This window comes from Cellulomonas sp. P24, from assembly GCF_024704385.1.
In the GTDB taxonomy this organism is placed as follows: domain Bacteria; phylum Actinomycetota; class Actinomycetes; order Actinomycetales; family Cellulomonadaceae; genus JAJDFX01.
The window spans coordinates 3,291,524-3,303,631 of sequence record NZ_JAJDFX010000002.1 but is presented as its reverse complement, the minus strand read 5'-3'; the positions used below and the strand labels follow the sequence as shown (position 1 = coordinate 3,303,631).

11 protein-coding genes are annotated in these 12,108 nt (G+C 70.5%); 1 reads left to right on the top strand and 10 read right to left on the bottom strand.

What is annotated here, in order from left to right; genetic code table 11:
* Position 1 precedes the first annotated feature (1 nt).
* Positions 2-1,123: a succinyldiaminopimelate transaminase gene (dapC, locus tag LJB74_RS15540; protein WP_259309397.1), complete on the bottom strand. Its 1,122-nt coding sequence runs from the start codon at positions 1,121-1,123 to the stop codon at positions 2-4.
* Positions 1,124-1,130: 7 nt separating this feature from the next.
* On the bottom strand, positions 1,131-1,457 hold the full coding sequence (gene fdxA, locus LJB74_RS15535; RefSeq protein ID WP_259309396.1) for a ferredoxin: 327 nt from the start codon (positions 1,455-1,457) through the stop codon (positions 1,131-1,133).
* 93 nt (positions 1,458-1,550) lie between these two features.
* On the opposite strand from fdxA, the gene LJB74_RS15530 reads away from it, so the two are divergent.
* Positions 1,551-1,781 (top strand): hypothetical protein, encoded by a 231-nt coding sequence (locus tag LJB74_RS15530; RefSeq protein WP_259309395.1) that lies wholly within the window; start codon positions 1,551-1,553, stop codon positions 1,779-1,781.
* A 23-nt stretch (positions 1,782-1,804) separates the two neighbouring features.
* Here the strand turns inward: LJB74_RS15530 and LJB74_RS15525 are convergent, their stop codons facing one another.
* The 8 genes from LJB74_RS15525 to LJB74_RS15490 all read right to left on the bottom strand — a co-directional run bounded on the left by LJB74_RS15525 (position 1,805) and on the right by LJB74_RS15490 (position 11,989).
* Entirely contained in the window at positions 1,805-3,982 is a 2,178-nt protein-coding gene (locus LJB74_RS15525) for a VanW family protein (protein ID WP_259309394.1), read from the bottom strand.
* 94 nt (positions 3,983-4,076) lie between these two features.
* The gene (locus LJB74_RS15520) at positions 4,077-4,565 is read right to left on the bottom strand and encodes a flavin reductase family protein (RefSeq protein ID WP_259309393.1); all 489 of its coding nucleotides are present in this window, start codon (positions 4,563-4,565) and stop codon (positions 4,077-4,079) included.
* On the bottom strand, positions 4,549-4,983 hold the full coding sequence (locus LJB74_RS15515; protein WP_259309392.1) for a hypothetical protein: 435 nt from the start codon (positions 4,981-4,983) through the stop codon (positions 4,549-4,551). Before LJB74_RS15515 ends, LJB74_RS15520 begins: the two co-directional genes overlap by 17 nt.
* Before the next feature lie 5 nt (positions 4,984-4,988).
* Positions 4,989-6,056 carry a PIG-L family deacetylase gene (locus LJB74_RS15510; RefSeq protein WP_259309391.1) on the bottom strand — a complete coding sequence of 356 codons (1,068 nt, stop codon included), beginning with the start codon at positions 6,054-6,056 and terminating at the stop codon, positions 4,989-4,991.
* Between the two features lie 4 nt (positions 6,057-6,060).
* Positions 6,061-7,989: a translational GTPase TypA gene (gene typA, locus LJB74_RS15505; RefSeq protein WP_259309390.1), complete on the bottom strand. Its 1,929-nt coding sequence runs from the start codon at positions 7,987-7,989 to the stop codon at positions 6,061-6,063.
* A 133-nt stretch (positions 7,990-8,122) separates the two neighbouring features.
* A complete protein-coding gene (locus tag LJB74_RS15500; RefSeq protein ID WP_259309389.1) occupies positions 8,123-10,126 on the bottom strand; it encodes an ABC transporter ATP-binding protein in 2,004 nt (667 codons plus the stop codon).
* On the bottom strand, positions 10,123-11,070 hold the full coding sequence (locus LJB74_RS15495) for an ABC transporter permease (protein WP_259309388.1): 948 nt from the start codon (positions 11,068-11,070) through the stop codon (positions 10,123-10,125). Before LJB74_RS15495 ends, LJB74_RS15500 begins: the two co-directional genes overlap by 4 nt.
* Entirely contained in the window at positions 11,063-11,989 is a 927-nt protein-coding gene (locus LJB74_RS15490) for an ABC transporter permease (protein WP_259309387.1), read from the bottom strand. Before LJB74_RS15490 ends, LJB74_RS15495 begins: the two co-directional genes overlap by 8 nt.
* Positions 11,990-12,108: the final 119 nt, after the last annotated feature.

Sequence of the window (12,108 nt, the reverse complement as noted above, 5' to 3'; positions counted from 1 at the left end):
GTCATGCGCCGGTCAGGCGCGCGGCGGCCTCGCCGACCCTGTCGTCCGTGGCGGTCAGCGCGATCCGTACGTGCCCTCGGCCTGCAGACCCGTAGAACGAGCCCGGGGCGACCAGTATGCCTTGCTCCGCCATGTCCGCGACCGTCGTCCAGCAGTCCTGGGCCCCGACCTCCGGACGCGCCCACAGGTACAGGCCCGCCTCGGACCCGTCGACGGTCAGACCGGCGTCGGCCAGCCCGGCCAGGAGAACCGCTCGTCGCCGCCGGTACACCTCGCGCTGGCCGGCCACGTGGACGTCATCCCCGAGAGCGGCTGTCATCGCCGCCTGGACCGGACCCGGGACGATCATGCCGGCATGCTTGCGGATCTCGAGGAGCCGCGCGATCAACGCCGGGTCTCCGGCGGCGAACGCCGCCCGGTACCCGGCGAGGTTCGACTGCTTCGAGAGCGAGTACAGCGCGAGCACGCCCGTGGGATCACCGCCCGTCACGCGCGGATCGAGGATGCTCGGCACCCCGGTCGTGGCCCACGGCTCCTCCCAGGCCAGCTCGGCGTAGCACTCGTCCGCCACGACGACCGCCCCCACCTGCCGGGCCGCCTCGACGATGCGTCGCAGCTCCTCGACCGACCGGACCGTCCCGTCCGGGTTGCCGGGCGAGTTCACCCAGACCAGCCGCACCGCGCCGGTCCACTCTGCGACGTCGTCGGCCGGCAACGGCGTCGCGCCGGCCAGGCGCGCACCGACGTCGTACGTCGGGTACGCCGTCCTGGGGTGCACGACCACGTCGCCGTCGCCCAGCCCGAGGAGCGACGGCAGCCAGGCCACGATCTCCTTGGAGCCGATCGTCGGGAGCACGGCGTCCGGGTCGAGACCGGTCACCCCGCGCCGGCGCGCGTACCAGGCGACCACGGCCTCCCGCAGCTCCGGGGTGCCGTGGGTCGCCGGGTAGCCGTGAGCGTCCGACGCCGCCGCCAACGCCTCACGGACGACGTCGGGCGTCGGGTCCACCGGCGTGCCCACCGACAGGTCCACGATGCCGCGCGGGTGCGCCCGGGCGATCCGCTGGTACGGGAGCAGGGTGTCCCACGGAAAGTCGGGCAGGGTCGCGGTGATCAGGCCCACGGACGGATCAGTCGCCGACGACCTGCAGCGGCAGGGTCGCGATGATCGGGTGGTCCTTGGCGATCATGCCCATCTTCGCGGCACCACCCGGAGAGCCGAGGTCGTCGAAGAACTCGACGTTCGCACGGTAGTACTCGCTCCACTGCTCGGGCACGTCGTCCTCGTAGTAGATCGCCTCGACCGGGCACACCGGCTCGCACGCCCCGCAGTCCACGCACTCGTCCGGGTGGATGTACAAGGACCGTTCTCCCTCGTAGATGCAGTCCACGGGGCACTCTTCGATGCACGCCTTGTCCTTGACATCCACGCACGGCTGAGCGATCACATACGTCACTGTCGACCTCCACTGGCCTGTCGAGGCGACGCCCTGCCGGGCGCCCCGGCCTAGTATCTCTCAGGTGACAGGCCCACGAGCATCGGCGTCCACATGACGCACGTCCCCTCCCAGCCGTGGCGAGACTGGCCCCTCGGGGTACGCGTCGTCGTCCGACGGCATCTGCCGGAGGGCGGGTACTCCGACGTGCTCGGCGACCTGCTCGCCTCGGGACCGGACGGGGTGACGGTACGCAGCCGCCACGGCGACGTGGAGGTCCGCGCCGAGGACATCGCCATCGGGAAGATCATCCCGCCGCGAGCGCCCCGGGTACCGCGCACCTGACAGCGGCGTCAGTGACAGCGGCGTCAGCCGCAGGTCACGGCGTTCTGCGGGTCGTACCGCCAGGTCTTCGCCTCGGTGAACGTCACCACGCCGTCGAGCGAGACCTTCCGGGTCACCGTCACCTTGAAGCCCGGGTTGCCGGCTGCGGACGGCGTGCACCCAGGAGCGGTCGAGTGCACCGTCGTCGGGTTCACGATGTTCGACCGCGGGCTCGTGGTCGACTCGACGGTCCAGTACTTGGTGCTCCAGACCCGCACGTGCACCTGGTTGTCGGAGACCCATGCCTGGAGCAGCGCACCGTACGGCGTGTTGTTCTTGAAGCGCACGTCGATCTGCCCCTGGAAGACCGTCGCCTCCCGCCCCTCCGGGTACCGCGAGAAGTAGTAGCTGTGCGGCCGGTGCTCGACGTCCTCGAAACCGGCGAAGTAGGCCGCGTTGTAGGTCGTCGTCCCCATCTGGGACAGCCCACCGCCGATGCCCGTCGTGAAGAACCCGTTCTCGATCTGATGCCCGGGGAAGTAGCCCCCGGCCTCGGTGACCGGTGCGAGCACCTTGTTGATGGAGAACGTCTCTCCCGGCAGGATCAGGCTCCCGTTGACCTTCTCCGACCCGCGCACCAGGTTCTTGGTCCGGACCGGCTCGTTCGTGAGCGTCGTCGCGAACTCGGAGACGATCTCCTTGATACCGAGCTTCTCGAGCGCCGCCGTCGACTCCGCCGGCTGCGTGGGCACCAGCTCGACCCGCGCGGTCCGGTCGGTCGACCGGCTCGCCGTGCTGACCGCGTCCGCGAGCGTGGTCGGGTCGAGCGTCGTCCCCGCTGCCCCGGGCACGACGACCGGTGCGTCGTTCACGAACGCGAACGACGCGTTCGCCGCTGCCGTGAGCAGGTTCGTCGTCCGGGCCACGACCGCCGCGACGAGCTTGTCGCCGTCGAGCGTCAGCTCGAGACCGGAGTCCCCGGGGGTGAACGTGGCGGCATCGGCCAGCACCGAGGCGGGCAGCTGGGCGACCTGGTCCGCGACCGCGACCGCCACCGGTGCGGCGACGAGGGGAGCGGCGAACGTCGTCATCGCCGCGTCGAGCTGGGCCTGTCCGATCGCGGGGGCGACCGACGTCACCGGGAGTGCGATCGGACGCGCAGCGGTGAGCCACTGCCGCCGGAGGATGTCGGTCGCCTTCGTGACGTCGAGCGCGGTACCGGCGACCGGTGCCGTCGCGTGAGGCGCACCGTCGACGAACACGATCGTCCCGTTGACGGGAGCAGTCGCGACGGAGTCCGCGAGCGCGGTCATCGCGTCGGTGAACGACGTGGGGTCGACGCTGCTCACGGGAGCCGACGGACCCGCCCCGAAGATCTGGGTCCAGAGCGCCGCCGGGTGGAGATCGAAACCCGTGAGCGAGTCGACGGTGGCCTGCACGTCGAGCGTCAGCCCGGAGGAGGCCGGATCGAGCGTCGTGCTCTTGTCCCCGACCTCGACCGGGATCGGCTCGGTCGCCAGGCTCGTCAGCCTCGCCTCGAGGGCCGACCGCGCCTCGGAGGCCGACATCCCACCGATGGCCACCCCGGCGACGGTCGTCCCCCGCGGCACTCGCTCCGCGAACGCCCAACAGGTCCCGACGTACGCACCCGCGAGCACGATCGCGACGGCGAGCGTCGCCAGGACGGTGCGACGCGCACGCCGCCGCGGCTTCTCCGGCTCGAAGACGGCGAGCGGCGACGCCGGGACGACGGGTTCCGCGGCGGTGTCCACAGGCTCCTGGCGCGAGGACCGTTCGAGAGCGGGCGCGAACACGACGTCGTCGGGCACCCGGCTCATCACCACGGTCGCCTCGAGGTCCGGGCCCGAGGCGGTCACCTCAGGTGCGGCATCCGGCTCGGGTTCGACGGGCGACCCAGGCTCGTCGATCGCCTCAGGCTCGGGAGACGGCTCGGGTTCAGCCGGCGACTCCGGCTCGGCGGGTGACTCGTGTTCGTCGATCACCTCAGGCTCAGCTGAGGACTCAGGCTCGTCGGCCGACTCTGGCTCGGCCGGCAGCTCCGCCTCATCGGCTGACTCGATGACGAGATCCGGCGCCGACGCGTCCGCGCCGTCGTCCGCCTCAGGCTCCTCGACCTCGCCGAGCTCCCCCGACACCTCCAGCGGTTCGGCCGGGGCGTCACCCGTCGGCGAACCGTCCTCGAGCCCGTCGTCCGTCGCCATCCCGTCAGTCTCCTGCCCGTCTCGCGCGAGGACCCCCCCGCAGGGCGAGAGTCTAGGCGTCAGGCCCTCTGCGGCGGGGTAGGTCGCACCCTGCTCAGCGAACGGGTCGGAGCCGGCCGCGGTGATGGACCAGTCCGCCGGCGCCGAGCTCACCGGTCGCAGCGGACACGACGTCCCCGATCACGATGTCGTGGTCCCCGGCGCGGTGGATCGCGGCCGTCCGGCACTCGAACCAGGCCGAGGCGTCCTCGACCAGCGCCGCACCCGAGAGCGCACCTCGGCGATGCGGCACCTGCGCGAACTGCCCCACGACCGGCCGACCGGGGGACGCGAACCAGTCCGCCACCGACGATCCCGTGTCCGAGAGCACCGACACGGCCCACTGGTCGACCTCGTCGAGCGCGTCGCGGAACCGGGACTCCCGGTGGACGCAGAACAGCAGCATCGGAGGTTCGAGGGACACCGATGTCAACGTGCTCGCCGTCATCGCGTGATCCGTCCCACCATGGTTCACCGCGACCACGACCACCCCGGTCGCGAGTCGCGCGATCGCCGCGCGGAACGCCTCAGGCGTCGCGCTCATGTCCGTCCGCACCTCCTGGGACGAGGCTCGCGAGCCCCGACACCTGCGGCGGCGCGTCGCGGAACCATCGGGACGGGAGGAAAGCGGCGGCGGCGATCGGAAGCCATGCGCCGAGGATCCAGATCTGCCCGAGGATCGTCCAGCTCGCCGTCCCGCCGGGGATCAGGACGTCACCGCCCGGGCCGCGCATGCTCAGCAGGAAGACGACACCTCCCCACGCCACGGCGTACGCCAGCAAGGCGATCAGGCCGCCCCACGCCCGCACCGTTACGGCACCAGCGAGCACGAGGAGCAGGCACAGCACCAGCCCCCACGGGGGTACCGACCGATGCAGCACCGTGCCGAGGACGCCGACGACCGCACCGAGCACGAACGAGCCGACGACACGGGTCACCACGACGGACGAGATTCTCAGCACGTCGGTCAGGTTACCCGCGTGACCCCGGCGGGCCAGCACGCCGGGTCGCCGTCAAGCCCTGGTGCGAACCGGTACGACTCCTGGTGCAGCACCGGCGCCAGGACCCGGTTGCTCAGCGCGTGGCAGCCGAGGACCCTCGAGCCGGTCGCGACGTCGCGCACCACCCCGATGGCCTGGACCTGTGTGCGGTGCGCCCGGAGAGCTCCGAGGACGCGGTCGAGCACGGGCAGGACGTCGACCGTCAGATCGACGTCGTCGTCGGGGACGGCGACGGACGGGAGCGGTCCGGCAGGATCGGGCAGCACGAGGGTCGGACGCTCGGGGAGCTCTGCGACGACGCGCGCCGTCGCGAGCGCACGCCAGGACTCCCGGAGCGCGCCGGCACCGACGACGGCCCACAGGACCGCCGCGACGGCATGCGGGGAGGACGGCATCGCGGTTCCGGTGCCCACGGTGAGCTCCGACCGGTCGGCGGCGGCGAGCTCGACAGCGCGCATCGTCAGCTGGTGCGCCCTGACGTGGTCCGGGTGGCCGTACCCTCCGCCCGGCTCGTAGGTCACGACGACCTCGGGCCGGCGTTCCCGGATGAGCTCCGCGAGCCGTTCGGCCTGCTCGTCGAGCGGGCGCGCGACGAGGGCCTCCGGCCGGAGAGCGTCGGCGCGACCAGCCAGGCCCGCTGACACCCAGGCCATCCCGGAGTCCACGTACCGAGGAGGCGGACCGTCCTGCGACGCGACCACCCGATCGCCGAGCGCACGGTCGTCGAACGCACGATCGTCGAACGCACGATCGCCGAGCGCACGGCTCGGGAGCGGCACCTGGTCGAGGAAGACCCCGTCTGCGCCGAGCGCGCGCAGCGCGTCGCCGAGCTCCGCCACACGGTGCGTCGCGAGGCGGTCGCCGTCACCTTCGAGGTGGGCGAGCTCGGGAGGGATCACCTCGCCGAGCTCGCCACGCGTGCACGTCACGACCGTCACCGGCAGGCCCGCCGCCGCCCACGTCGCGATCAACGCACCCGTCGAGAGCGTCTCGTCGTCCGGGTGGGCGTGGACGGCGAGCAGTCCGCCGGTCACGACCTCAGGCGCGCTTGGCCCGGGCGAACGCGCGGGCGCGGTCGGACTGGTCGAGGATCACCTTGCGGATGCGGATCTTCTCCGGCGTCACCTCGACGCACTCGTCCTCGCGGGCGAACTCGAGCGACTCCTCGAGGGTGAGGTGACGCGGGGGCACCAGGTTCTCGAAGTTGTCGGCGGTCGAGGACCGCATGTTCGTCAGCTTCTTCTCCTTGGTGATGTTGACGTCCATGTCCTCGTTGCGCGAGTTCTCGCCCACGATCATGCCCTCGTAGACCTCCTGCGTCGGGTCGACGAAGAACGAGCCGCGCTCCTGCAGGTTGATCATCGCGAACGGCGTCACCACACCGGCGCGGTCCGCCACGAGCGAGCCGTTGACCCGCGTCTCGATCGGGCCCGCCCACGGCTCGTGCCCCTCGGCGATCGACGAGGCGATGCCCGTGCCGCGCGTGTCGGTGAGGAACTGCGTGCGGAAGCCGATCAACCCACGTGCCGGGACCATGAACTCCATGCGGACCCAGCCCGTGCCGTGGTTCGCCATCGTCTCCATGCGGCCCTTGCGCTGGGCGAGCAGCTGCGTGACCGACCCGAGGTACTCCTCGGGGACGTCGATCGTCATGCGCTCCATCGGCTCGTGGACCTTGCCGTCGACGAGCTTCGTGACGACCTGCGGCTTGCCGACCGTCAGCTCGAAGCCCTCCCGGCGCATCTGCTCGACGAGGATCGCCAGGGCGAGCTCGCCACGGCCCTGGACCTCCCAGGCGTCGGGACGCTCGGTCGGCAGGACCCGCAGCGAGACGTTGCCGACGAGCTCCTTGTCGAGGCGGTCCTTCACCTGGCGGGCGGTGACCTTGTGGTTCTTGCCGCCCTTGCCGGCGAGCGGCGACGTGTTGATCCCGATGGTCATCGAGATCGCCGGGTCGTCGACCGTGATGAGCGGCAGCGGGCGCGGGTCGTCCGGGTCGGTCAGCGTCTCACCGATCGTGATGTCGGCGATCCCGGCAACGGCCACGATGTCGCCCGGGCCGGCGGACTCGGTGGGCACCCGGTCGAGGGCACGGGTCTCGAGCAGCTCGGTGACCTTGACCGTCTGCGTCGTGCCGTCGTGCCGGCACCAGGCGACCATCTGGCCCTTACGGATCTCGCCGTTGAAGACGCGCAGCAGCGCGAGGCGGCCGAGGAACGGCGAGGCGTCGAGGTTCGTGACGTGCGCCTGCAGGGGCGCGCCCTCCTCGTAGGTGGGGGCCGGGATCTTCTCCAGGATCGTCCGGAACAGCGGCTCGAGGCTCTCGCTGTCCGGGAGGCCACCGTCGGCCGGCTGGTTCATCGATGCCCGACCGGCCTTCGCCGCGGCGTACACCACCGGGACGTCGAGGATCGCGTCGAGGTCGAGGTCAGGCACGTCCTCGTGCAGGTCGCTCGCGAGCCCGAGGAGCAGGTCGGTCGCCTCGTGGACGACCTCGGTGATGCGCGAGTCCGGGCGGTCCACCTTGTTGACCACGAGGATCACCGGCAGCTTCGCGATGAGCGCCTTGCGCAGCACGAACCGCGTCTGCGGGAGCGGGCCCTCGCTCGCGTCCACCAGCAGCACGACGCCGTCGACCATGGACAGGCCGCGCTCGACCTCGCCGCCGAAGTCCGCGTGACCGGGGGTGTCGATCACGTTGATCGTGATCCCCTCGGGGTGCCCGAACTCCGCGGCCGCCGGCCCGGAGTAGTGCACGGCGGTGTTCTTCGCGAGGATCGTGATGCCCTTCTCGCGCTCGAGGTCGCCGGAGTCCATCGCGCGCTCGTCGACGTGCGCGTGCGCGCCGAACGCTCCGGACTGCCAGAGCATCGCGTCGACGAGAGTGGTCTTGCCGTGGTCGACGTGGGCGACGATCGCGACGTTGCGCAGGTCGGAGCGCACGCGCTTGGCGGCAGGCACAGACATGAAGGACTCATTCCTGGAAGGGGGTGCGCGCCGCGTCATGGGGCGCAGCCGCCTATTCTACGCGCCGGAGCGCGCGACCTGACCGGCGCCGTGGCGGCCGGCGTCCCCGCCGGCCACCACGGTCCTCATGGCCTCACGCCGACGCGGCCCCGAACACGTCGAGCTTGCTCCCGGGGATCGCGTCCAGGAGCTCGCGCGTGTAGTCCCGCTGCGGGTGGTCGAAGACCTCGTCCGTGGTCGCGTACTCCACGACCTTCCCGGTCTGCATCACGCACACCCGGTCGGCGATCTGGCGGACGACGGCGAGGTCGTGCGTGATGAACAGGTAGCTGAGCCCGAGCTCGGCCTGCAGGTCGTTGAGAAGCGTGAGGATCTGCGCCTGCACGAGCACGTCGAGGGCCGAGACGGCCTCGTCGCACACGATCACCTCGGGTGACAGGGCGAGCGCACGCGCGACGGCGATGCGCTGACGCTGCCCACCGGAGAGCTCGTTCGGGTACCGCCGCATCGTGGTCTGCGGGAGGGCCACCATGTCGAGCAGCTCGCGGACCCGCTTCTCGCGCGAGGCCTTGTTGCCGATGTGGTGGGTCCGCAGGGGCTCCTCGATCGTGCGGAAGATCGAGTACATCGGGTCGAGCGAACCGTACGGGTTCTGGAAGATCGGCTGCACCCGGCGTCGGAAGTCGAAGAGCTCCCTCGCGCCGAGCGTGCTCATGTCCGTCCCGTCGAAGTACACCTTCCCCTCGGTCGGGTCGATCAGGTTGAGCACGATGTTCGCGACGGTGGACTTCCCCGAACCCGACTCGCCGACGAGGGCGAGCGTGGTCCCGCGCTGCAGCTCGAAGGACACGTCGTCGACGGCCTTGAAGTCGGTGTGCGACCCGGGACGTGCGCCCCGCAACCGGAACACCTTCGTGAGGTTCGCGACGCTGAGCACGTGGTCGGCGCTCGCGGTGGCCTCGCCACCCGTCGGCGCGAGCAGGTCGGTCGCCTCGATGCCGGCGGCCTTCGCGCTCTGGATGCGACGCGAGGCGAGCGACGGTGCGGAGGCGACCAGACGCTGCGTGTAGGGGTGCTTCGGCGCCTTGAGGATCTGCAGCGCCGGGCCCGACTCGACGACCTTGCCGCGGTACATCACGACCAGGTGCTCCGCGCGCTCGGCAGCGAGGCCGAGGTCGTGCGTGATGAACAGCACCGCGGTGCCGAGCTCCTGCGTGAGGCCGTTCAGGTGGTCGAGGATCTGCCGCTGGACGGTCACGTCCAGCGCCGACGTCGGCTCGTCCGCGATCAGCAGCTGCGGACGGGCCGCGAGGCCGATCGCGATCAGTGCGCGCTGGCGCATGCCACCGGAGAACTCGTGCGGGTACTGCTTGGCACGCCGTTCGGCGTCCGGCAGCCCGGCCTCGCTCAGGAGGCCGGCGACACGGTCGGTGAGGTCCGCACCCTTGACGAGCGACGCGACGGTCGCCTCGGCGTTCGGGAGACCCGCCTCCGTGAGGACGGCGAGCACCTCGCTGCGCGTGGTCACCCCGACGACGAGCGCCGAACCGGCCCGGTCGACAGCCGCGGTGGCGGCCTCGGCACCCTTGGCGGTCGTGACCGCCGTGCGCAGCGCGGCCAGGAGCGCGGCCTTGGCCTTGCGGCCGAGGTAGAGGTCGTCGTCGTTCGGCGCGACGTCGATGCTCAGCTCGTCGTTGACCAGGCCGGTCGTCAGAGCGTTCCGGGTGACCCGGCTCGCGTCGATCCCGTTCGCCCGGAGCGCCTCCTTGACCTGGAACCCGATCTTCCAGACCGGGTTGAGGTTCGACATCGGGTCCTGCGGGACGAGGCCGATCTGCTTGCCCCGCATCGCGATGATCTCGCGCTGGCTCGCACTCGTCACCTCGACGCCGTTGAACATGATCGAGCCACCGGTCACCTTGCCGGTGCCGGGCAGAAGGCTGATGATCGCGTGCGCCAGCGTCGACTTGCCGGAGCCGGACTCGCCGACGATCGCCACGGTCTGCCCTGGGTAGATCGTGAGATCCGCACCACGGACGGCCTGGACGATGCCGCCCGCCGTGGTGAAGGACACCTCCAGGTCGCGGATCGCGAGAAGCGGCTCCGCGCCGGTGGTCGAGCTGGTCGTCTCCGTCATCGCTTCCGCGCCTTCGGGTCGAGGGCGTCGCGTACCGCGTCACCCATCATGATGAAGCTGAGCACCGTCAGGGCGAGCGCCCCGGCCGGGTAGAACAGCACGGACGGCTGGCTCCGCAACGCGGCCTGCGCCTTCGAGATGTCCGCGCCCCAGGACACGGTCGTCGTCGGCAGCCCGATCCCGAGGAACGACAGCGTCGCCTCGGCGACGATGAAGATCCCGAGCGAGACCGTCGCGGTCACGATGATCGGCGCGGCCGCGTTCGGCATCACGTGCCGGATCAGGTTGCGCGAGCGCGAGACCCCGAGCGCCGTGGCGGCGGTGATGAAGTCGGAGTTCTTCACGGACATGACCGCTCCGCGCGTGATGCGGGCGATCTGGGGCCAGCCGAACACACCGAGGACGACGACGACGGTGATCACGTTGCGGTGCGAGGCGAAGACCTGCATCACGACGATGGCCGCGAGGACCAGCGGGATCGCGAAGAAGATGTCCGTGATGCGGGACAGGACCGAGTCGAACCACTTGCCGTAGAACCCGGCGAGCGCACCGATGACGGACCCGAGGACGACGACGAGGATCGTCGTGAGAACGCCCACCATGACCGACGCGCGTGCGCCGTAGATGGTTCTCGCGTAGATGTCGCAGCCCTGGCGGTCGAACCCGAACGGGTGTCCCGGGGACGAGGGGTTGTAGCTCGACGAGAGGTCGCAGTACGACGGATCGGTGCTCGTGAAGAGGTGCGGGAACGCCGCGACGACCACCACGAGCAGGATCAGGACTGCCGAGACCCAGAAGATCGGGCGCACGCGCAGGCTCTGCCAGGCGTCGCGCCACAGGCTCGACGGCGGTGCGCTCTCGTCGACGGTGTCGACCTGCTCGAGGATCTCGACGTCGAGGTCGGCGAAGAAGTGAACCTGCGTGGGGCGGTCGTGCTCAGGCATAACGGATCCTCGGGTCCAGGGCCGCGTAGAGCAGGTCCACGAGCAGGTTGGCGAAGATGTAGACCATCACGAGCACGGTGACCATCGACACGACGGTCGGTGCCTCACCTTGGATGATCGCGTGGTACAGGGTGTTCCCGACACCGGGAACGTTGAAGATGCCCTCCGTCACGATCGCGCCGCCCATGAGCCCACCGAGGTCGGCCCCGAGGAACGTCACGACGGGGATCAGCGAGTTGCGGAGCACGTGGACCGTGACGACCCGCCCGCGGGTCAGGCCCTTCGCGGTGGCGGTGCGGACGAAGTCGGCGTTGAGGTTCTCCGCGACCGACGTCCGCGTGAGTCGCAGCACGTAGGCGAACGACACCGAGCCGAGCACGATCCCCGGCATCAGGAGGGTCTTGAGGTTGACGTTGCCGCCGACCGTCGGCGGGAGCCAGCCGAGCTTCACTCCGACGATCAGCTGGATCGTGAAGCCGATCACGAAGATCGGGATGGCGATCACGATCAGGCTGACGATCAGGAACGTCGAGTCGAACAGCTTGCCCTTGCGGAGGCCGGAGATGAGCCCGACGATGACGCCGAACACCGACTCGAAGAACAGGGCCACGAACGCCAGCTGGATCGTCACCGGGAAGGCGCCGGCCATCACGTCGCGCACGGGGCGACCAGAGAACGACGTGCCGAAGTCGAAGGTCAGCAGACCCTTGAGCCAGAGCAGGTACTGCACCAGGAACGGCTGGTTCAGGTGGTAGTGCTCGCGCAGCTGTTCGGCGACGGCGGGGTTCAGACCTCGCTCACCACCGAGTGCGGCGATGGGGTCGCCCGCCAGGGCGAAGACCATGAAGTAGATGAGCAGAGTGGCACCCAGGAATACCGGGATCATCTGCAAGAGCCTGCGCCCGATGTACCAGGCCATCAGGTCTCCTCCTCGTAGGGATCGGGACGGGCCGACGAACGCCGACGGCGGGTCACTCTAGTGCGCGCCCCTCGGAAAGGACGACTTCGCGGACACGGCTGGGGGTGGGAACCCGCGTG